We start from the raw sequence: 20,597 nt of genomic DNA on the forward strand, positions 1-20,597 counted from the left end.
CCCGGAGGGGGCCTTCCGTCGTTTCCGGGGACGGGCGCCACCTCCAGGACGCCCGGCCTGCAGCGCGTGGCGTGAACGGGCGCACGACGCGCGAGGTGTCGTCGCGGTTGTCACCCGTGAGGTGATTCGTCCACTTGGGGAAGATCTATCGACTTTCTCCCCCTTCGGGGGCAATGTGATCTCCACACCCCCCGAGGGAGAGGATCACCCCCGATGGCAAGGCGTTCCCCCCGCCTCATCCCGTCCCTCCGCGCTCCCGGCCGATTCCTTCCGCTCGCGCTGGCCGCCGTCACCGCGCTGGGGCTGGCGTCCGCCGTCCCCGCGTCCGCGTCCCCGGCCCGCTTCACCCCGGGCGCCGAGGGCGTGGGCGACTCCTACTTCCCCCTGGAGGGCAACGGCGGCTACGACGCCCTGCACTACTCGCTCAGGGTCGCCTACGACACCGACTACGGGCAGCTCGACGGGACGGTCACGATGACCGCGCGGGCCACCCAGAACCTGTCCTCGTTCGACCTCGACCTGTCCGGGATGGACGTGGCGAGGGTCGAGGTGGACGGGCGCCGCGCGTCCTTCGACCGGCGCGGCCAGGAGCTGAAGATCAGGCCGAGGCACGGGCTCCGGCAGGGCTCGACGTTCCGGGTATCGGTCACCTACGGCGGCGTCCCGCAGACCATCGTGGGCTCGCCGATCGTGTTCGGCTCGCCCTACGGGTTCCTGAAGACCCCGGACGGCGCGTTCATCGGGGACGAGCCGAACGGCGCGTCCACCTGGTTCCCGGTCAACGACCACCCGAGCGACAAGGCCACCTACGACTACACGGTGACCGTGCCGAAGGGCCTGACCGTCGTCGCGAACGGCCTGCCCGACGGAAAGAAGGACGGCCTGGCGTCGTTCAGCCGCCGCAAGGCCGCCACGCAGTCCAGCACGTTCCGGTGGCGCGAGAACAAGCCGATGGCCAGCTACCTGGCGACCATCGACATCGGCAAGTGGGACGTCGCGCAGTCGAAGACGCCCGGCGGGCTGAACAACTACGTCGCGGTCGACCCCGTCCTCGAGACGAGCCAGCCGGACGCGGTCAAGTTCTTCACCGACACCACGGCCGAGGCCACCGACCTCTGGTCCCAGATGTGGGGCGCGTACCCGTTCGAGACGACCGGGGCGATCGCCGACAACGCGGTCTACGACGGCACGCCGCTCGGGTTCTCGCTGGAGACGCAGAGCAAGCCGGTCTACTCGGCCGTCCGGAGCACCTCCACCATCGCGCACGAGCTGGCCCACCAGTGGTTCGGCGACAGCGTCTCGGTCGCCAAGTGGAAGGACATCTGGCTGAACGAGAGCTTCGCGTCCTGGGCGGCGTACTACTGGACGGAGAAGCACGGCGGCCAGACCGTCCACGACCGGGTCCGGGCGATCTACGACTCCCACCCGTTCCCGGACGCGCCGGACAACCCGTACTGGTCGGTGAAGATCTCCGACCCGCAGCGGGACACGATGTTCAACTCCCGCGTGTACGGCGGCGGCGCGACCGTCCTGCAGCTGCTGCGCGAGAAGATCGGTGACGACAAGTTCTTCTCGCTGCTGCGGACCTGGGCGGACACGCACCGCTATGGCAACGCGAACACCGAGCAGTTCGTTGCGCTCGCGAACAGCATTTCCGGCCAGGATCTGAACCCGTTCTTCCAGACCTGGATCTATTCGACCGGAAAGCCCGCACTTCCGTAGAAATTCGGATGCGTCCGACGGCGCCCCCTCGCTACGGTGATCACGTTCATACGCGTTCGAACGCAGTCAATTCGTTCGCGTCGACATCTTTCACCGCACGGGGAGGGGGCGCCGTTCCATGCCCAAGCTGAACCAGATCATCGCCGTGGAGAAGGGCGTGAAGTCGCGCACGCAGCGCGAGCTGACCGACGCCTACCACGAGCTGCAGAAGCCCGCGCTGCTCTCCGGCCTGTCGCGCACCTACCGGCCGCGGGACGAGGACGGCGAGACGCTGCCGGCCGAGTCGACCCGCGTCCAGGTCAAGGCCGAGGACGCGCTCCGCGACGTCGCCCGCGCGCTGACCAGGCTGTTCGACGTGACCGCCACCAAGGACTGGGCGAACCGGGACGCCGTCGCCGACGTCGTCGTGGACGGCCGGACGCTGCTGGCCGCCGTCCCGGTGCCGCACCTGCTGTTCCTGGAGAAGCAGCTCACCGACCTGCGCACGCTCGTCGACAAGCTGCCGGTGCTCGACCCGTCGGAGTCCTGGTCCTACGACGAGAGCCAGGACGTGTGGCGCACCGCGCCGGTCGAGACCGCGCGGACCAAGAAGATCCCGCGCAGCCACGTCCTGTACGAGGCGACCAAGGAGCACCCGGCGCAGGTCGAGATGTACACCGAGGACGTCGTCGTGGGCACCTGGACGAAGGTGACCTTCTCCGGCGCGCTCCCGGCGCGGCGCGTGAACGGGCTCCGCGACCGGGTCGAGCGGCTCCAGGCGGCGGTGAAGTTCGCCCGCGAGGAGGCCAACGCGACCGAGGTCACCGACCGCAAGATCGGCGACGCGGTGTTCGCCTACCTCTTCGCCCCCGACAACTGAAACCCAACGGAGAACCATAGAGACTCCCCCGCTTGGAGCGCGGGGACGCGCCCCGTAGGGGGCGTGAAGCTGAGGCTGAAGCTCAGTCTGATCCGAGTCGGCGACAGTGGAGGTTCGAATCCTCCCCCGTGCACTTCACGCCCGGGTAGCCCAAGCAGGTAGAGGCGGCCGCATGAAGTTGAGACTCTCGCTCCAGATTCAGCATCTCCGCTCATCGCCGGATCGACCGGGGACGGACGGACTCCGTCGGATGCCAGTTCGAATCTGGCTCGGACCTCTTCCACGGTCCGATAGCTCAATCGGGAGAGCACGGCGGACTGATGATGATCCGTTCCCTTAAACGCCGCCGGCGTGGGAAAGGGCGGAACCTCCAGGGCCCCGGGACCAGGGCAGGCTCCCGGGGCCCGCCGCCGTTCCCGGCCTCGTCTCCCGGCCGGCCTGGAGGTGACTTATGACAATCATGGGGCGTAAGTCTGGCGATGAAAGTGGTAACAAAGTGTGGGATCATCGGAAGATGATCCGGGGGGTTGCGAGTTGACGACGGAGACTGCCGGTGCCGGGGCGTTGCTGGCGATCCTGCGCGACGGCCGGGCCCGGACCCGCACCGAGCTGGGCAAGCTGACCGGCCTGGCCAGGTCCACCGTGTCCCAGCGGCTGGACGCCCTTCTCAACGCGCGTTGGATCGTGCCCTCGGGCGAGTCGGTGTCCTCGGGAGGCCGTCCCGCGGTCGCCTTCGCCTTCAACCGGGGCGCGCGGGTCGTGCTGACCGCCGATCTCGGCGCGCTGCACGCTCGGGCCGCGGTCACCGACCTGGGTGCGGGCATCCTGGCCGAGCGGCGCGAGGAGATCGCCATCGCGGACGGACCGGAGAAGGTCCTCGGCTGGCTGGTCGACACCTTCGGCGAGCTGCTCGGGGAGACCGGCCGCTCCATGGAGGACGTGAGCGGCGTCGGCGTCGGACTGCCCGGGCCGGTGTCCCACGAGACCGGGCGGCCGGTCAATCCGCCGATCATGCCCGGGTGGGACGGCTTCGACGTCCCCGGGTGGCTCGGCGAGCGCCTCGGCGGCCCCGTGCTGGTCGACAACGACGTCAACATCATGGCGCTGGGCGAGCACTGGTCGACCGGCCGCGAGGTCGAGCACATGATCTTCGTGAAGCTCGGCACCGGCATCGGTTCGGGCATCATCAGCGGGCACCGTCTGCATCGCGGGGCGCAGGGCGCCGCGGGCGACATCGGGCACATCGCCATCGGCGGTGAGGCGGTCGACGCGGTCTGCCGCTGCGGCAACACGGGGTGCCTGGAGGCCGTCGCGGGCGGCGACGCCCTCGCCACGCGGCTTCGGGAGTCCGGGCTCGACGCGGGCAACGCGTGGGACGTCGTCCGGCTCGTCCGCGCCGGGGATCTGTCCGCGCTCACGGTCGTCCGGCAGGCGGGGCGCGAGGTGGGTGAGGTGCTCGCGTCCCTGGCCAACTTCTTCAACCCGGGCGTCATCGTCATCGGCGGTGAGCTGGCGGACGCCGGTGAGCAGCTCCTGGCCGGTGTCCGCGAGCGGGTCTACAGCCGTTCGCTCCCGCTGGCGACCGCGAATCTCCAGATCCGTGTCTCCAAGCTCGGCGAGAGCGTCGGTGTCATCGGCGCCGCGGTCCTGGTCATCGAGGAGACCCTTGCGCCGGACGCCGTGGACCGCTCGCTCGCCTAGCCAGCGCCCCGTTCCGGTGGGGCGCACCGCTGAAGAGCCAGACTTCGTGTCCCCTTAGACCCTGCGAGAACATCTCGCACGTCGTTGCCGAGACCGTCAGGCCAGGTGACTCGGCCTCGGTGTAGGAATCCCCGAAATCGCAACGAGCCCCCGGAGATCTCCGGGGGTTCTCTTCGCGGTCAGGTTTCGCGGGCGAACGCTGAGTCGAAGGAGGACGAGGGCGGGCGGAGGCGGTCGAGGTCTCGGGCGAACCGCAGGGCCTCCGGTGCGCCGAGAAGGCGGTCCATGCCCGCGTCCTCCCACTCGATCGATATCGGGCCGTCGTAGCCGATGGTGTTGAGCGCGCGGAAGCAGTCCTCCCAGGGGACGTCGCCGCGGCCGGTGGACACGAAGTCCCAGGCGCGACGCGGGTCGCCCCACGGCAGGTGGGACGACAGCCGGCCGCGTCGTCCGTCGCTCGGTCTGACCTTGGTGTCCTTGCAGTCAACGTGGTAGATCCGGTCGGCGAACTCCAGGATGAAGTCCGCCGGGTCGACGTCCTGCCAGACCATGTGCGAGGGATCCCAGTTCAGGCCGAAGCCCGGCCGCCGGTCGACGGCCGCGAGGGTTCGCCCGGTGGTCCAGAAGTCGTAGGCGATCTCGCTCGGATGGACCTCGAGGGCGAACCGCACGCCTTCGGCGTCGAAGACGTCCACGATGGGGTTCCACCGCTCGCCGAACTCGGCGTAGCCGCGTTCGATCGTGCTCTCCGGGACCGGGGGGAACATCGCGACGGTGTGCCAGATCGGTGAGCCGGTGAACCCGACGACCGTGTCGACGCCGAGTGCCGCGGCGGCCCGGGCGGTGTCCCGCATCTCCTGCGCGGCCCGCGTCCTGACGCCTTCGGGGTCGCCGCCCTGCCAGACGCGGGCGGGCAGGATGGCCTGGTGGCGTTCGTCGATCGGGTGGTCGCAGACGGCCTGGCCGACGAGGTGGTTGGAGATCGCCCACACGCCCAGCCCATGCCGCTCGAGGATCTTGCGGCGTCCGTCCACGTAGCCGGGTTCGGACAGGGCCCGGTCGACTTCGAAGTGGTCGCCCCAGCAGGCGATCTCCAGCCCGTCGTATCCCCACTCGGACGCGAGGCGACAGACCTCCTCGAACGACAGGTCCGCCCACTGGCCGGTGAACAGGGTGATGGGTCGGGGCATGCTGTTCGCTCCAGGGGCGAGTGGACCGGGACGGGGTGGGTTTTGGGGGATGGTAAATCGACTTATGACGAAGGTCAAGCAAAAGTCCGGACGAGACTCTCGCAATTAAGGTCTTGACGCTCATATAGGGGCATGTCACGGTGGCGGAGACCCCACCCGCCCGAGCGCGCCCCCGCCGGGACGTCGGGCCGTCCGGCACTCGCCGATCGCGTGGGCGCACTTATGATTTTCCACGTCGTAACTAGGCGCAGCATCGACGATGACGGCCCGCGAGCCGCCCGATCCCTTCCCGTTCTCGCGTGTCGATGCCCTCACAAGAGGGCCACTACCAGCCACAACCGCTCCCCCGCCCCTGTTCATGACCGCTCTCGGCTTACGCCGAGTAACATACATATTTCCGTTGACAGTCATCGCAATTATCTCTAGGCTCACCGGGCATGCAGGACGAACTGGATCCTCTGCTCGTCATGAGGGGCATCGTCAAGGAGTTTCCGGGAGTCCGGGCGCTCGACGGCGTCGACCTCGAAGTGGTCCCCGGCGAAGTTCACTGCCTGCTCGGCCAGAACGGCGCCGGCAAGTCCACCCTGATCAAGACCCTCGCGGGCGTGCATCAGCCGGATGAGGGGACGATCTCGTTCGGCGGCGCGGAGATCCGCTCCGCGCATCCCACGGCGGCGATCGGCGCCGGGATCGCGACCATGTACCAGGAGCTCGACCTCGTCGAGGGCCTGAGCGTCGCGGACAACATCTTCCTCGGGCACGAGAGGGCGCGGTTCGGTTTCACCCGGAGGAGGGACGCGCATCGCGCCGCGACCGAGCTGCTCGGCGGGCTGGGGCACGGCGAGATCCATCCCGGCGCCGAGGTCGGGAGGCTCCCGCCCGCGGGACGCCAGGTCGTCTCCATGGCGCGGGCCCTTTCGCGTCAGGCGCGCCTGATCGTCATGGACGAGCCGTCCGCCGCGCTGGCCCACGACGAGGTCGACAATCTCTTCCGCGTCATCGGGGAGCTCACGGCGAAGGGCGTCGCCGTCGTCTACATCTCGCACCGGCTGGAGGAGATCCGCCGTGTCGGGGACCGGATCACGGTGCTGAAGGACGGCCGGACCGTCGGCGCGAACCTCGACGCACGGACGACACCGACGTCCGAGCTGGTCGCGCTGATGACCGGCCGGGAGGTCGACGACGTGTTCCCCGATCGTCCGTCGGCGGGTTCTCATGACGCGGAGCCGGTGCGGCTCAGCGTCCAGGGGTTGTCGGACCGGGACCACTTCCGGGACGTCTCGTTCGAGGTGCGCGCCGGGGAGATCGTGGGGCTGGCCGGACTGGTCGGGTCGGGCCGGTCGGAGGTTCTGGAGGCGGTGTTCGGCGCCCGGTCCGCGGCCGGACGGGTCGAGGTCGACGGCGTCGTCCTGCGTGGTGGTCCTCCCCGTGCCGTCAGGCTCGGCGTGGGCTTCGCCCCTGAGGAGCGCAAGGCCCAGGCGCTGCTGCTGGACCAGTCCGTCACCGCCAACATCACACTCGGCGCGTTGCCCCGCTACAGCCGTTTCGGCTGGCTCGACCGGTCGCGTGAGGCGCGCGACGCCCGGAGGCGGATCGCCGATCTGGATCTGCGGCCTGCCGATCCCCAACGTCCGATCCGCACCCTTTCGGGCGGCAACCAGCAGAAGGCGGTCATCGCCCGGTGGCTGCTCGACGACGGGTTGAGGCTGCTTCTCCTGGACGAGCCGACCCGGGGTGTGGACATCGGCGCGCGGGCCGAGCTGTACACGGTCGTCCGTCGGCTCGCCGACAGCGGCGTCGCCGTCCTTCTGGTGTCGAGCGAGGTACCGGAGGTTCTGGGCCTGGCCGACCGGGTGCTGGTGATGCGCGAGGGACGGGTCGTCCACGCCGCGCCCGCCCGTGACCTGAGCGAGCACCAGGTGATTGACATGATCATGGAAGGAAGCGCGCTGTGACCGGCATGCTCACCGTCGACAAGCCCTCCGTCTCGCGGCCGTCCGCCCTGGTGTCCGGGCGGCGCCATCTCGGCCTGGTCGCGGCGCTCGTGCTGCTCGCGGTCGTCGGCGTCGCGACGAAGGCCGACACGTTCGCGACGACGTCGAACATCATCGGGATCCTGGCCCTGGCCTCGACGATCGGCGTCATCACCGTCGGGATGACCTTCGTCATCATCGGCGGCGGCATCGACCTGTCGGTCGGGTCGGTGATGGCGCTCGCGTCGGTGTGGGCGACGACGGTCGCCACGCAGGAGTACGGGCCGTGGGTGATGTGCCTGTGCGCGATCCTGGTCGGCACGATCTCCGGGGCGGTCTCGGGGCTGCTGATCGCGTACGGCCGGATGGTCCCGTTCATCGCGACCCTCGCGATGATGGTCGCCGCCAGCGGCCTCGCGCAGCGGCTGTCGGACCGGCGCACCCAGCTGGTGAAGCCTGGGAACTCCGCCATCGTCGACCTGTCGTCGCAGCGTTTCCTGGGCCTGCCACTGCTGGTCTACATCTTCGCCGCGGTCGTCGCGGCGGGCTGGATCCTCCTCAACCGGACGACGTTCGGCCGCCGCACGTTCGCCGTCGGCGGCAATCCCGAGGCGGCGCGCCTGGCCGGCATCGACGTGCGGCGCCACACGGTGATGCTGTACGCGCTGTCCGGGCTGTGCTGCGGCATCGCCGCGATCATCATCATGGCCCGCACGACCACCGGCTCGTCCACCCACGGCAGCCTGTACGAGCTGGACGCCATCGCGGCGGTCATCATCGGCGGCACACTGCTGTCCGGGGGCAAGGGCACCATCGTGGGCAGCATCCTCGGCCTCCTGGTCTTCACGGTCATCACGAACCTGTTCATCCTCAACGGCCTGGACACCAGCGACCAGCTCATCGCCAAGGGCCTCATCATCGTCGCGGCCGTCCTGCTCCAACAGCGTTCCAACAGGTAGACCGGCCCGCCTCCGGGCCGATCGGATCGCTTCCTTCCCCTCCGGGATTCCCCCCAAGGAGTACGACCCATGTTCAAGAAAACCGACGTGCCCGTATCGGCGAGGCGGGGCTTCCTGATCGGCGGCGCGCTCACCGGCGCCGGTCTGCTGGCCGCCTGCACGAGCAACAGCGAAGGCGGTGACGCGTCCGCGTCGCAGGTCGCCCTGGTGGGCGGCGGCGACAACGACAAGCCGGGCGCGAAGGTCACCATCGGCTTCTCCGCGCCGGCGGCCGACCACGGCTGGATCGCCGCGATCGCCAAGAACGCCCAGGCGGCCGCCAAGAAGTACTCGGACGTCACCTACAAGCCGGTCGAGCCGACCAACGACGTCAACCAGCAGATCTCGGCGATCGAGTCGCTGATCCAGCAGAAGGTCGGCGCGCTGGTCATCCTGCCCAACGACGGCAACCAGCTGAACCAGGTCGCGCGCAAGGCGATGGACGCCGGCATCCCCGTCCTCAACCTCGACCGCGCCTTCCCCGACAAGCTCTCGTACCGGACGTGGATCGGGGGCGACAACTACGGCATGGGCGTCGCCGCGGGCACCTACGTCGGCAGGAAGCTGAAGGAGAAGGGCGTCGCGAACCCGGTGATCGTGGAGATCCAGGGCATCGCGACACTCCCGCTCACCCAGGACCGCAGCAGGGGCTTCGCCGACGCCCTCAAGACCTTCGGGTTCTCCGTCACGGCCAGGCAGGACGCGGCCTTCACCGTCGAGTCCGGCACCAAGGTCGCCGCCAACCTGCTCCAGGCGCACAAGAAGATCGACGCGCTGTGGAACCAGGACGACGACCAGGGGGTCGGTGTCCTCGCCGCCGTCAAGGAGGCCGGACGGAGCGAGTTCTTCATGGTCGGCGGCGCGGGTTCGGCCAACGCGATGCGCACCATCAAGGCCGGCGGCACGCCGCTCGAGGCGACCGTCACCTACAGCCCGACGATGGCGTCCTCGGCCGTCAAGCTCGCCCGTCTCATCGCCCAGGGCAAGGGGATGGCCGACCTGGTGGAGCAGCAGGTCCCCCAGTCGATCACCCTGGCGTCCGAGACGATCACGAAGGCGAACGTCGACAAGTACATGCCGCTCGGCTTCGAGTCCTGAAAGGGGACCCATGGTGACGGACAGCAGGCCCACACTCGGGGTGGGCATGATCGGGCACGCGTTCATGGGCCGTGCGCACTCCCAGGCGTGGCGCGGTGTGAGCGCGTTCTTCGATCTGCCCGTGCGGCCTGTCATGGCCGCCCTCTCCGGCAGGTCGCGCGAGCGGGCCACCGCCGCCGCGGCCACGCTGGGCTGGGCGGCCGCCGAAACCGACTGGAAGGAACTGCTCAAGCGCGACGACGTCCAGATCGTCGACATCTGCACCCCCGGCGACACCCACGCCGAGATCGCCATCGCCGCCCTGGCCGCCGGCAAGCACGTCCTGTGCGAGAAGCCCCTGGCGAACTCGGTGGCCGAGGCGGAAGCGATGGCGGACGCGGCACGGGCCGCCGCCGAACACGGGGTCCGCAGCATGGTCGGGTTCAACTACCGCCGGGTCCCCGCCGTGACGCTCGCCCGCGACCTGGTCGCGCAAGGCCGCCTCGGGGAGATCCGCCATGTTCGGGCCCGGCACCTCCAGGACTGGCTCGTCGACCCGGAGCATCCCCTGGAGTGGCGGATGCGGAGGGACAGAGCCGGGTCGGGCGCCCTCGGTGACCTCGGCGCCCACATCATCGACGCCACCCAGTTCGTCACCGGGCGGAAGATCACCGGAGTGAGCGGCCTGAGCACCACCTTCATCTCCGACCGTCCGCTCCCCGACCGCTCCGGCACCGGCCGGGTCACCGTCGACGACGCCGCTCTGTTCACCGCCCGGCTCGAGAACGGCGCCCTCGCGAGCTTCGAGGCCACCCGCTTCGCCACCGGCAGCAAGAACGCCCTGCAACTGGAGGTCAACGGTTCCCTCGGCAGCGTCAGATTCGACTTCGAGGCGATGAACGAACTCTGGTTCCACGACGGGACCCTGCCCGCCGAGGAAGCGGGCTTCCGCCGCATCCTCGTCACCGAGCCGGGCCACCCCTACACCGGTGCCTGGTGGCCGCCGGGTCACGGCCTCGGCTACGAGCACTCCTTCACCCACCAGGCGAACGACCTGCTCACCGCCATCGCCACCGACCACGAACCCTCGCCGTCCTTCGCCGACGGGCTCAACGTCCAGCGCGTCCTCGCCGCTGTGGAACACAGCGCGGCCCACGAGTCCCGGTGGACTCCGATCGGCTCCTGAATCCCTCACCCGCTCGCCGTTCCCCACGCCCGGTCGCCGTCCGCTTCCGGGCGGCGAAAATCACTGGAACGTTCAAGCAACGCGTCCTAGGCTCCTGGTAAGTGGGCGTCATTCCGTGGGCCTCCTGGTACGCACTGCGACGATATTCCGCCTATCCGCTCGGCTCGATGGCCGAGGCCGTCACGAACTCCTTCTTCGGCGTCGTCCGCGCCGCGATCCTGCTCGCGCTCTGGCACGCCCGTCCCGGGCTCGGCGGCTACGACGCGACCGACGCGGTGACCTTCTCCTTCCTCACCCAGTCCCTGATCGGGCCGGTGCAGATCTTCGGCGGCATGGAGCTGGCCCAGCGCATCCGGTCCGGGGACGTGGCGATCGACCTGCACCGTCCGGTGGACCTGCAGGCGTGGTGGCTCGCCGACGACGTCGGCCGCGCGATGTCGACGCTGGTGCTGCGCGGCCTGCCGCCGATGGTCGTGGGGGCTCTGCTGTTCACGGTGCGACTGCCGGACCCGGGTGAGGCCGCCGCGTTCGCGGTGTCGGTCGGGCTGGCCGTCCTGCTGAGCTTCGCGCTGCGGTACCTGGTCACCCTCGCGATGTTCTGGCTGCACGACGAGCGCGGCGTCCAGGCCGTGACGCTGGTGCTGTCGCTGTTCTTCTCCGGGATGATCATCCCGCTCGTCGCCTTCCCCGAGACGCTCGGGGACGTCGCGCGGGCGCTGCCGTGGTCCGGGCTGATCCAGGTGCCCGCCGACGTGTTCCTCGGCCACCGCACCGGCGGCGCGCTGCTGTCGGGGCTGGCGTTCCAGGCCGCCTGGGCCGCCGGGCTGCTCGTGGCCGGACGGCTCCTGACCCGCGCCGCGACGCGCAGGCTGGAGGCCCAGGGTGGTTAGCGGGACGGTGGACGGCGCCGGGGCGTCCTCCCGGGCCGTGCGGGCGGTCTCGACGTACTGCCTGCTCGCCTGGACGTGGATCCGGGCGGCCGCGCAGTATCCGGTGTCGATCGCGCTGCTCGCGCTCGGCACGATGGTCACGGCCGGGCTGGACATCATCGGGATCCTGGTGCTGTTCAGCCGGGCGCCGCGGATCGCCGGGTTCACCTCGTCGGAGGTGCTGCTGCTGTACGGCACGTCGGCACTGTCGTTCGCGACGTCCGACATCCTGCTCGGCACGACCGAACGGCTCGGTGAACATGTCCGGGAGGGGACGCTGGACGCGCTGCTGGTCCGCCCGGTGAGCCCGCTGATCCAGATCGCGACCGAGGACTTCTCCCCGCGCCGGTTCGGGCGGCTCGTCCCGCCGGCGCTGGTCCTGGCGCTCGCGCTGCCCGGCCTGCCGATCGCGTGGACGCCGGGCCGCGTGGCGATGGTGCCGGTGATGGTGGTGTCCGGCGTGGTGATCTTCGGCGGGCTGTGGGTGCTGTGCGCGGCGCTCCAGTTCGTCCTGCTGAACAGCCAGGGCGCGACCAAGGCGATCACCTACGGCGGGGCGTTCCTGACCCAGTACCCGATGACGCTGTTCGCGCGCGACTTCGTCCGCGGCGTGACGTTCGTCGTCCCGCTGGCGTTCGTGAACTGGGCGCCCGCCCTGTACGTCCTCGGCCGGCCCGACCCGCTGGGCCTGCCGGGCTGGACGCGTTTCGCCTCGCCCGTGGTGGGCGCGGCGCTGTGCGCGGTCGCGGCCGTGGCGTGGCGGACGGGCCTGCGCCACTACCGCTCGACAGGCAGCTGAGGCCGGGAGGGGAACCCGTGATCGAGATGACGGACGTGACCAAGACCTTCGTCCTGCGCCGCAGGAACGGACGGCGGCTGCGCCGCGAGCGGACACCGGTCCGGGCGGTGGACGGGGTGACCTTCACCGTCGAGCGGGGCGAGTTCCTCGGCTACCTGGGCCCGAACGGCGCGGGCAAGAGCACCACGATCAAGATGCTCACCGGGATCCTCACCCCGACGTCCGGACGGGTCCGGGTCGCGGGTCTGGACCCGTCCCGCGCCCGGACCGCGCTCGCCCGCCGCATCGGCGTGGTGTTCGGGCAGCGCACCACGCTGTGGTGGGACCTGCCGCTGAGGGACAGCCTGACCCTCGTCCGGCGGCTGTACCGGGTCGAGGAACGCGCCTACCGGACGCGCCTGGCGGAGCTGACGGCGCTGCTGGAACTGGAGCCGTTCCTGGCGACCCCGGTCCGGCAGCTCAGCCTCGGCCAGCGGATGCGCGGCGACCTGGCCGCCGCGCTGCTGCACGACCCGGAACTGCTGGTGCTGGACGAGCCGACGATCGGCCTGGACGTGGTGAGCAAGGCGACCGTGCGCGGGTTCCTCGCGCGCCTGAACGCCGAGCGCGGCACCACGATCCTGCTCACCACCCACGACCTCGGCGACATCGAGCGGCTGTGCCGCCGCGTGATGATCATCGACCGTGGCCGTCCGGCGTTCGACGGGGACCTGGCCGCCCTCCGCCGGGCCGCGGGCGCGGACCGGCAGCTGATCGTCGAACTGGCCGCGCCGAGCCCGCCGGTCGAGCTGGACGGCGTCGAGGTCACCCTCGTCGAGGGCCCGCGCCAGACGCTGCGCCTCCCGGACGGCGCGAACGCCGCGTCGGTGGTCGCCGCGCTCGCCGCCCGCCACGAGGTCCGCGACATCGCGCTCCGCGAGACCGGCATCGAGGACATCGTCGCCCGCCTCTACCGGGGTGACCAGGAGATCTCCACCCCGGTCACGTCCTGACCGGCAGGGCGGAGGGGTGCGCACGGCCGAGAAACGCCCATGCTCATCGAAGGCGCCGGACGGCCGGATCACGTCTCGCCGTGGGAACGCCCAGGCCCGCCTCCCACCCCCATTCGCCTTACTGATCGGTGACAGGGATGTGGCCGCTGCGAAAGCTCGAAGCCCCTTTTTGTCCGAGTGACAAGAAGCTATTCTCGCCGCATGGACGACGACCACTGGACACCGCCGACCGTGCTGCTCGCGGTCGACCTGGTGATCCTGACCCTGCGCGATGCGCGCCTGCACGTCCTGCTCGTGGAGCGTGGCGTCGAGCCGTACAAGGGCGCCTGGGCGTTGCCCGGCGGCTTCCTCGGTCACGCGGCGGAGGACCTCACCGCCGCCGCTCATCGTGAACTGAGGGAAGAGGCCGCCCTGGACGCCGAGACGCTGCATCTGGAGCATCTGGGCGTCTACGGCACTCCGGGGCGTGACCCGCGCGGGCGGGTGGTGTCGGTCGCCTACCTGGCGATCGCGCCGGGGCTTCCGGAGCCGACGGCCGGCACGGACGCGGCGGGCGCCCGCTGGCAGCGCACCGATCAGGTGCTCTCCGGAGACCTGGCGCTGGCCTTCGACCACCGGAAGATCGTCGAGGACGGCGTCGAGCGCGCACGGGCCACACTCGAGCGATCGTCCCTGGCGACGGCGTTCTGCGCCCCGACCTTCACGATCACCGAGCTCCAGCGGGTCTACGAGGCGGTCTGGGGGATATCGCTCGACCCCCGCAACTTCTATCGCAAGGTCCAGAAGTCCCGCGGCTTCATCATCGCGGCGGACACCGACCGCAAGGTCACGACCGGACGTCCCGCCCGACTGTTCAAGGCCGGCCCGCGCACGGACCTGTATCCGCCCATGATCCGGCCGTCCGATCCTCCCGAAACGAAGGGGACAGAAGGATGAGCGGCAGCACGATCGTCGTGCTCACGGCACTGGACGTCGAGTACGACGCGGTCCGAGAGAGGCTGCGCACCCCGCGGTTGCATCAGCATCCGCAGGGCACCCGCTTCGAGGTCGGCCGGCTCGAGGACGGCCGATGCCGCATCGCCCTGGGGCTCGTCGGCAAGGGCAACCAGTCCGCGGCGGTGCTGGCCGAACGCGCCATCGCCGAGTTCTCCCCCACGGCCCTGCTGTTCGTCGGGGTGGCGGGAGCCCTGCACTCCCACATCGCTCTGGGCGACGTGGTCGTGGCGACACATGTCTACGCCTTCCACGGTGGAACCAGCGAGGACGACGGCTTCAAGAGTCGTCCCCGTGTCTGGGAGGTGTCCCACGGCGCCGACCAGATCGCCCGGCACGTCGCCCGCGGGCGTTCCTGGGCGGGGACCGGACGTGCGAAGCGCAAGCCGCCCGAAGTGCACTTCGGGCCGATCGCCGCCGGCGAGGTCGTCCTCAACTCCACGGTCTCAGCGCACGCCCGCTGGATCCGGGGTCACTACAACGACGCGCTGGCGATCGAGATGGAAGGGGCCGGTGTCGCGCAGGCGGCGCATCTGAACAGGTCGCTTCCGGTGGTGGTGATCCGGGGTGTCAGCGATCGCGCCGACGGCACCAAGGAGACCACCGACCGCGAGCGCTGGCAGCCGCGAGCGGTGGCCAACGCGGCGGCGTTCACCGCCGCCCTGGCCGAAAGCCTCACGACCGACGAACCGAGCCGCCATCGGCCTGGCACGACCGCAACGACGGGGAGTTCCCAGATGAGTGAGGCAGTCCGCAACGTCGCCAAGGGCAACGCGAGAGTGGGCGTGCAGGCCGGGCAGGTCCAGGGCGGTGTCCGGATCGGGAGCGAGAAGGCCCCGCCGGCCGATCTCCTCGAAGCGATCGCGGACCTGGCCGCACGGCTCGAGCAGGCGCGAGACGCCGGGCTCATCGACGAGGACACCCACCACGCGGCGCGCGCCGAGCTCGACGGTGCCCGCGCGGCCCTGCAGTCCACACCGAGGAACACGAGTGCGGTGACACTCGCGCTCAAGAAGGTCCGCGGACTCGTCGCGGACGTGGCCGCCCTGGCGGCTGAGGCGGCGAGCGTGCTGGGCCTCGTCCGGAGCGTGTCATGACCGAGCCGGAGGCGACCACGGCCAACCACGCCGAGGGGCGCGCCCAGGTCGGAGTGCAGGCGGGGGTCGTCCATGGCGACGTCAGCATCTACTCCTCTCCCCCGGGCGCCTCGCCCGCGGAGAGGTTCGAGACAGGCGTCCGGCTGCTCAACGGCGGCATTCCGGGCAAGGCCCGGGAACTCATGGGCGAGGCCGTGCTGGCCGGCGGTCTCACCGGCAACAGGGTGTGCTTCCACTGGCAGCTCGCCCTTGTCAGCGGGAGAGCGTGGAACGAGATTCCGCAGGAGGACGTCGCGAAGCTCCGCCACGCGCCGTTCGGCTGCGAGCTCGTCGGCGGTGACGCCTGGGCCGACGGCGCCAAGACCGTCATCCGCCTTCTGGACGCCGTCGTGCGGCACGACACCGATCTCCGCCCCTTGCTGAAGGACTTCGACTGTCTCGACGACCCCCAACGCGGCATGATCCTCCGGCATCTGGAGCTGTTCCTCGACGGACCGCTGAAGGACGAGATGTGGAGCCGTGCTCTGGAGGAGGCCGGGCAGGGGCAGATGGCGGAGGACCGCAGCGGGCGGGTCTGGAAGTTCTTCCACCCGGACCCTGCCGCGCCCCGGGTCCGTCCGGCCCGTCCGCCGGCGACACCGACCGGCACCCGGGTCACGGCCGTCGTCGCCACGGGCGTCATGACCGCCGCAGCGGTCAACATGGCGTATCTGCTGGTACGAGACCTTCAGTGGCTCACGCTGCTCGTGTACCTGCTGGGCATCGGTGGCGGGTCCTGCGCAGCGCGCACGGGCGCCGAATGGCACTTCCTCGCCGAGAGGCGCCGAGCGAAGGACAGGGAGTACCGTCAACCTCGAGAGCATGCCCCCCGCGCGAAGTCCGACGGCTTCGTCGGCAGGGTGGACCGGTACTTCGATCGCTACTTCGCCAGGTACGTGCCGCGTGACACGAGTCGCTCCGCCTGGCTGGCCGGCACGGCGGGGATCCGCAGGAGCATCCGGAACGAGATCGTCGACCTCTACCGGGAGCAGCGCACCGGCGCGGAGAAGATCGCCTGGTTGATCCGATACCGGGTGGGCAGGGTCCGCGGGCAGTGGGAGCAGGGAACGCTCTGGGAGTACCGGCGGGAACTCGCAGCGCCTCTGGCCACCAAGGTGACGACCCTGCTCGGCCTCGCCGTCCTCGCCTCCGGGACGGCCTGGACGGTGGGGCACGCGGCGTGGACCGCACCCGCGAGCGCGGCCGCGTCCACGTTCCTGGCGCTGCCCGCCGGGACGCTCGCCGTCCGCGCCTGGCTGCGGATCATCCTGGAGCGCCGGCGGTACGCGGCCGACCGGGCCGAGGAGTTGCAGCTCCAGCAGGACTGCGACGCGGCCTTCCGACGCTGGAAGCTCAAGCTCGCCGACAAGCCGACCGACCCGGAGATGGCCGTCTGGCTGGACCGCGACCGAAAGGTGCTGCTGAACGAGGCCCTGAACCACTACGGCCTGACCATGAGCGACATGATCGCGCACGCCTTCATCGAGGCGCCCGGGTCCCCGGCCAAGCGCGCACGCGTGCCCAAGGGCCCCTGGCGCCACACGCGCTACCGCCTGCTCCTGTTCCTGCTCACCAAGGACGGGGTACGCCAGCTCAGCGCCGACCTCGACTTCGAGCGGGGCACCTTCCACGACCGCGACCGCACCAACTACCGCTACGAGGCCGTGGCGGCCGTCCGGGTGCGCCAAACCGACGACGGCGACCACAGCTTCGAACTCGCCCTCGTCAACGGGGAGCTGGTCAAGGCCGAGATGCTGGCTGACGCGATGGAGGGCCTCCAGGCGGACGAGACCCGCGCCACGGTGTCAGAGACGACCCTGGACGCCGCCGGCCTCAGCCACACGCTCCACGTCATGGAGGGGATCGCAGCAGAAGGCAAACTATGGATCGAGCAGGAACGCTACCGAAAAGCAGCATCCTGAGACGCGTCGGTGCCGGCCGGTTGAGGACGTGGGGTGGCGATGGTTCTGCGATGCCCGAGCCGTCCCCCGGCCGCGCCGGGGCGGCGTTCGACGTCGGGCGCCGCGGGCGCCGCGGGCGCCGCGGGCGCCCGTCGGCCGGCGGCGTCGCGCGTCCGGGCGCTGGTCTGCCGGCGGTCAGTGGCCGCGCGTTTCGCCTGTTCGCTTCAGCCACGCGTCGACGCAGGATTCGGAGCAGAAGACGCGCGGACAACGCGGCATGTAGACAGGCGGCTACCACCAAGTGCGACCTGGGTGGCCCGTGACCTCCTTCGATCTCACGTGCCCCTGCCGAGTTGATGGGATCCGCTTGTGATACATCGGCAGCCGATATATCGTCTCCCGTATGGTCAAACGAACCACGGTGATGAGCGAGCCCACGTACTTCGTGATGGCCGCGCTGCTCGACGGGCCCGTGCACGGATACGGGATCATCAAGTGGGCGCAGGAGCAGTCGGGCGGGCGGATCCGGCTGGCCGTCGGCACCCTCTACGGAGCTCTGGACCGGCTGGCGGGCGACGGACTGATCGTCGTGGACCGCGAGGAGACCATCCAGGGCCGTCCGCGTCGTTACTACCGACTGACCGAGGGCGGGCGCCTGGCCCTCACCCGCGAGGCTCTGCGATTGGAGCAGGCCGCCCGGGTCGTCACAGGCCGCACCCCCCTGGCGACGGGGGAAGCCGGAGCATGAGCGGAGCATTCACCGAAGGCTGGTACCGGCTGTTCCTGCGGGCGTTCCCACGCGGTCACCGCGCCGAGTACGGCACCGAGATCATCGGCACACTGCTGAACGGCACCCCTCGCCGCGCCCCCTCACTGCGGGAGACCGCCGGGCTCCTCACCGCGGGTTTCGTCGCCCGGGCCCGCGCCGCCGCCACCCCGTGGTGGGCCGACGGGCTGCAACTCGGCCTGCTGACGCTGGCGCTGGCGAATATGGCCTACGGCATCGCCGACCATTCCTCCCCCTGGTGGCTCGCCGCTTCGGCAGCGCTGGTGGCGGCGTTGCTGCGCGGCTGGGCGCTGGTGGCCCTACCACTCGCCCTGGCCGTAGCGCTCTCGACCAGCCGGGCCATGCTCCTGGGGACCACATCCTCACCGTCGCAGATCCTCGGACCGGCGAACCACAACTGGGTCTCACTGGCCCCCTACGGCGTGCTGGCGATCGGGGCCGTAGCACTCGCGGCCAGCCGGCCGGCCCTGCCGCAGGGTCTCCGTGTACGACCGTTGTGGTGGCTTGTGATCCCTGCGGCTTCCTTGACGCTCACCTACATGCCCGGGGACCACGAATACGGCGAGACCTGGCAACTGGTCAGGGCTGGCACCGAGAGCGTCCTCCTGCTCGCCGGCGTGCTGACCACCGCGATCGCGCGCAGCCCACGCTGGGCACTGGCGGCGGCGATCTACATCCTGCCCGGTGCGGCCTCCCCGCTGATCAACCCGCCGTCGAACGCGCAGGACACCGGCTACTGGTTGACCCTCATCGCGCTGTTGCTAGCCATGATCGCGACAGCATGGCGCCCCCAGCCCCTCCCCGAACGTCGCCACTCGCAATAGCCGAACCGTCGAACGCAGAGCCGGACCGTTGACGGAACTCATCGACCTCCCATGACGGAGAATCCGAGGGGGCACCGCTGAGAACGGTGCCTTGTCACACGCGAGATGGATCCCTGCGAGAGAGCGGGGCCGGCCGGGTCGCCCTGGAAATCGACGGCCACGGTCATCCTGCTCATCCCTTGACCAGAGCCGCGTCGGGCGCAGAATCGGAAAGGCCAGGACGTCGCGCTGACGGGAGACGGTAGATGAAGAAGAAGCTCACCATCCGGATGGCACTCGCCTTGGGGATCGGCCTCCTGTCCCTCACGGGATTCGCCGGAACCGCCACGGCTGCGACTGCCAGCCCCAGCGGAGGCCCTGCCTGCATCGGCTGCTGGTAGGCGGGAACAGCCCGAAGGGTGCTCAGGTACAAGCTGCCTGAGCACCCTTCATGTGGGTGTTCATTCAACACCGCGGGCGGTCCGCTGCCGGGCCGTCGTTGGTCGGCAGCCCGACCAGCGGGACCTTGGGCACCCCCGGGCCGGTGACGGTGAAGATTCGGAACTACCGGCCTCGACTGATCTGGACTTTGTGGAACTCGGTGTAGCGGCTCGGGTAGCCGTCGCCGGGGTTGTTCTGCTCGTCGTTGCCGGCCTCGCCGATGCGGCGCAGCACGTCCAGGCCTTCGGTGATCCGGCCGAACGGGGTGTAGGCGGGTGAGAGCTTGGTGTCCTTCCAGGTGAAGAAGAACTGGCTGCCGTTGGTGTCGGGGCCGGCGTTGGCCATCGCCACCGTCCCGGCGGGGTAGGTGGCGCCCGTCAGGTTCTCGTCCGGGAACTGGTAGCCGGGGGCTCCGCTGCCGGTGCCGGTGGGGTCGCCGCACTGCAGGACGAAGATCCGCTGGGTCGTGGAGCGGTGGCAGTGGGTCTTGTCGAAGAAGCCGCGCTCGGCGAGGAAGCGGAACGAGTGGGTCGTGCAGGGCGCCTGGTCGGTCAGCGCCTTGAACGCGATCGTGCCCTGGGTGGTGCGCAGCCGCGCGATGTAGGGCTCGGCGGCCTTGGCGGGGTCGAAGACGGGCAGCCCGACCCACTTGCTGACCGGTTTCACCCGCGTATACGCACACGCCTGCGCCGCGGCCTTGGCCGGGGCGGCGACGGCGTCCGCGTCGACCGTCGGACGCGCGATGCGGGCGTGGGGTGCGGTGCCGCCCCCGGGCGTGGCCGAGACCGCGGTCGCGGCGTACACCGAACCGGTGAGGGCGACGGCGGCGACGGAGACGGCGATGATCCGAACGGGCTGAAGCATGGGGGGATGCCTCTCTGCTGATCTTCGGGGAGCCACACATTAGGGCGCCTCCGTCCCGTCCGACAGGGGCCGTCCGGAGCTTCGTCACATGTCCATAGCGGCCGACTGCCGCGGCGGCGTCACCGGCTTGGCCGACCGGGTCGTCGTCGGTGTACCACCCCAGCCGCATGGCCGCCACCTGCGCGCGGCCGGCTGCGCCGCCGGTCACCGACCGCCGCAGACCACGGAACGACACACTCCGGGTGG

General features: G+C 70.3%; 17 protein-coding genes. 15 read left to right on the plus strand and 2 right to left on the minus strand.

The window, feature by feature from the left end:
- Nucleotides 1-213 precede the first annotated feature (213 nt).
- The 3 genes from P696_RS0114410 to P696_RS0114420 all read left to right on the plus strand — a co-directional run bounded on the left by P696_RS0114410 (nt 214) and on the right by P696_RS0114420 (nt 4,282).
- Nucleotides 214-1,722 (plus strand): M1 family metallopeptidase, encoded by a 1,509-nt coding sequence (locus P696_RS0114410; RefSeq protein WP_051467594.1) that lies wholly within the window; start codon nt 214-216, stop codon nt 1,720-1,722.
- 118 nt (nt 1,723-1,840) lie between these two features.
- Entirely contained in the window at nt 1,841-2,581 is a 741-nt protein-coding gene (locus P696_RS0114415; protein ID WP_026412893.1) for a DUF7873 family protein, read from the plus strand.
- A gap of 534 nt (nt 2,582-3,115) precedes the next feature.
- The gene (locus tag P696_RS0114420) at nt 3,116-4,282 is read left to right on the plus strand and encodes an ROK family transcriptional regulator (protein WP_026412894.1); all 1,167 of its coding nucleotides are present in this window, start codon (nt 3,116-3,118) and stop codon (nt 4,280-4,282) included.
- 179 nt (nt 4,283-4,461) lie between these two features.
- On the opposite strand, the gene P696_RS0114425 is transcribed toward P696_RS0114420, so the two are convergent.
- Nucleotides 4,462-5,472 (minus strand): sugar phosphate isomerase/epimerase family protein, encoded by a 1,011-nt coding sequence (locus P696_RS0114425; RefSeq protein WP_026412895.1) that lies wholly within the window; start codon nt 5,470-5,472, stop codon nt 4,462-4,464.
- Between the two features lie 437 nt (nt 5,473-5,909).
- Between P696_RS0114425 and P696_RS0114430 the strand changes: the two genes are divergently transcribed.
- The 12 genes from P696_RS0114430 (at nt 5,910) to P696_RS0114485 (ending at nt 19,067) form a co-directional block, all read left to right on the plus strand.
- A complete protein-coding gene (locus tag P696_RS0114430) occupies nt 5,910-7,427 on the plus strand; it encodes a sugar ABC transporter ATP-binding protein (protein ID WP_026412896.1) in 1,518 nt (505 codons plus the stop codon).
- A gap of 5 nt (nt 7,428-7,432) precedes the next feature.
- Nucleotides 7,433-8,404: an ABC transporter permease gene (locus P696_RS45470; protein ID WP_051467715.1), complete on the plus strand. Its 972-nt coding sequence runs from the start codon at nt 7,433-7,435 to the stop codon at nt 8,402-8,404.
- A 69-nt stretch (nt 8,405-8,473) separates the two neighbouring features.
- The gene (locus P696_RS0114440; protein ID WP_026412897.1) at nt 8,474-9,541 is read left to right on the plus strand and encodes a substrate-binding domain-containing protein; all 1,068 of its coding nucleotides are present in this window, start codon (nt 8,474-8,476) and stop codon (nt 9,539-9,541) included.
- A gap of 10 nt (nt 9,542-9,551) precedes the next feature.
- Nucleotides 9,552-10,706, plus strand: coding sequence for a Gfo/Idh/MocA family protein (locus P696_RS0114445; RefSeq protein ID WP_026412898.1), 1,155 nt, complete (start codon nt 9,552-9,554; stop codon nt 10,704-10,706).
- A gap of 101 nt (nt 10,707-10,807) precedes the next feature.
- Complete coding sequence (locus P696_RS0114450) at nt 10,808-11,596, plus strand: ABC transporter permease (protein ID WP_026412899.1); 789 nt, start codon at nt 10,808-10,810, stop codon at nt 11,594-11,596.
- A complete protein-coding gene (locus P696_RS0114455; RefSeq protein WP_342669014.1) occupies nt 11,589-12,434 on the plus strand; it encodes an ABC transporter permease in 846 nt (281 codons plus the stop codon). The genes P696_RS0114450 and P696_RS0114455 overlap by 8 nt, the downstream gene beginning before the upstream one ends.
- A gap of 26 nt (nt 12,435-12,460) precedes the next feature.
- A complete protein-coding gene (locus tag P696_RS45475; RefSeq protein WP_084337583.1) occupies nt 12,461-13,426 on the plus strand; it encodes an ABC transporter ATP-binding protein in 966 nt (321 codons plus the stop codon).
- Between the two features lie 201 nt (nt 13,427-13,627).
- The gene (locus P696_RS45480) at nt 13,628-14,362 is read left to right on the plus strand and encodes an NUDIX hydrolase (RefSeq protein ID WP_034484959.1); all 735 of its coding nucleotides are present in this window, start codon (nt 13,628-13,630) and stop codon (nt 14,360-14,362) included.
- Nucleotides 14,359-15,516: a 5'-methylthioadenosine/S-adenosylhomocysteine nucleosidase gene (locus P696_RS0114470; protein ID WP_026412901.1), complete on the plus strand. Its 1,158-nt coding sequence runs from the start codon at nt 14,359-14,361 to the stop codon at nt 15,514-15,516. The genes P696_RS45480 and P696_RS0114470 overlap by 4 nt, the downstream gene beginning before the upstream one ends.
- A complete protein-coding gene (locus tag P696_RS45485) occupies nt 15,513-17,477 on the plus strand; it encodes a hypothetical protein (protein WP_034484961.1) in 1,965 nt (654 codons plus the stop codon). Before P696_RS0114470 ends, P696_RS45485 begins: the two co-directional genes overlap by 4 nt.
- Nucleotides 17,478-17,859: 382 nt before the next feature.
- Nucleotides 17,860-18,204 (plus strand): PadR family transcriptional regulator, encoded by a 345-nt coding sequence (locus P696_RS0114480; RefSeq protein WP_026412902.1) that lies wholly within the window; start codon nt 17,860-17,862, stop codon nt 18,202-18,204.
- Nucleotides 18,201-19,067: a hypothetical protein gene (locus tag P696_RS0114485; protein ID WP_026412903.1), complete on the plus strand. Its 867-nt coding sequence runs from the start codon at nt 18,201-18,203 to the stop codon at nt 19,065-19,067. The genes P696_RS0114480 and P696_RS0114485 overlap by 4 nt, the downstream gene beginning before the upstream one ends.
- A gap of 543 nt (nt 19,068-19,610) precedes the next feature.
- Here the strand turns inward: P696_RS0114485 and P696_RS0114490 are convergent.
- Complete coding sequence (locus P696_RS0114490) at nt 19,611-20,351, minus strand: peptidylprolyl isomerase (RefSeq protein WP_026412904.1); 741 nt, start codon at nt 20,349-20,351, stop codon at nt 19,611-19,613.
- Between the last annotated feature and the right edge of the window lie 246 nt (nt 20,352-20,597).

Source organism: Actinomadura oligospora ATCC 43269 (genome assembly GCF_000518265.1).
Taxonomy (GTDB): domain Bacteria; phylum Actinomycetota; class Actinomycetes; order Streptosporangiales; family Streptosporangiaceae; genus Spirillospora; species Spirillospora oligospora.

Coding starts and splice junctions, on each gene's coding strand:
- P696_RS0114410 (WP_051467594.1), top strand. CDS start 214: ATGGCAAGGCGTTCCCCCCGCCTCATCCCGTCCCTCCGCGCTCCCGGC.
- P696_RS0114415 (WP_026412893.1), top strand. CDS start 1,841: ATGCCCAAGCTGAACCAGATCATCGCCGTGGAGAAGGGCGTGAAGTCG.
- P696_RS0114425 (WP_026412895.1), bottom strand. CDS start 5,472: ATGCCCCGACCCATCACCCTGTTCACCGGCCAGTGGGCGGACCTGTCG.
- P696_RS0114430 (WP_026412896.1), top strand. CDS start 5,910: ATGCAGGACGAACTGGATCCTCTGCTCGTCATGAGGGGCATCGTCAAG.
- P696_RS45470 (WP_051467715.1), top strand. CDS start 7,433: ATGCTCACCGTCGACAAGCCCTCCGTCTCGCGGCCGTCCGCCCTGGTG.
- P696_RS0114440 (WP_026412897.1), top strand. CDS start 8,474: ATGTTCAAGAAAACCGACGTGCCCGTATCGGCGAGGCGGGGCTTCCTG.
- P696_RS0114445 (WP_026412898.1), top strand. CDS start 9,552: ATGGTGACGGACAGCAGGCCCACACTCGGGGTGGGCATGATCGGGCAC.
- P696_RS45475 (WP_084337583.1), top strand. CDS start 12,461: ATGACGGACGTGACCAAGACCTTCGTCCTGCGCCGCAGGAACGGACGG.
- P696_RS45480 (WP_034484959.1), top strand. CDS start 13,628: ATGGACGACGACCACTGGACACCGCCGACCGTGCTGCTCGCGGTCGAC.
- P696_RS0114470 (WP_026412901.1), top strand. CDS start 14,359: ATGAGCGGCAGCACGATCGTCGTGCTCACGGCACTGGACGTCGAGTAC.
- P696_RS45485 (WP_034484961.1), top strand. CDS start 15,513: ATGACCGAGCCGGAGGCGACCACGGCCAACCACGCCGAGGGGCGCGCC.
- P696_RS0114480 (WP_026412902.1), top strand. CDS start 17,860: ATGGTCAAACGAACCACGGTGATGAGCGAGCCCACGTACTTCGTGATG.
- P696_RS0114485 (WP_026412903.1), top strand. CDS start 18,201: ATGAGCGGAGCATTCACCGAAGGCTGGTACCGGCTGTTCCTGCGGGCG.
- P696_RS0114490 (WP_026412904.1), bottom strand. CDS start 20,351: ATGCTTCAGCCCGTTCGGATCATCGCCGTCTCCGTCGCCGCCGTCGCC.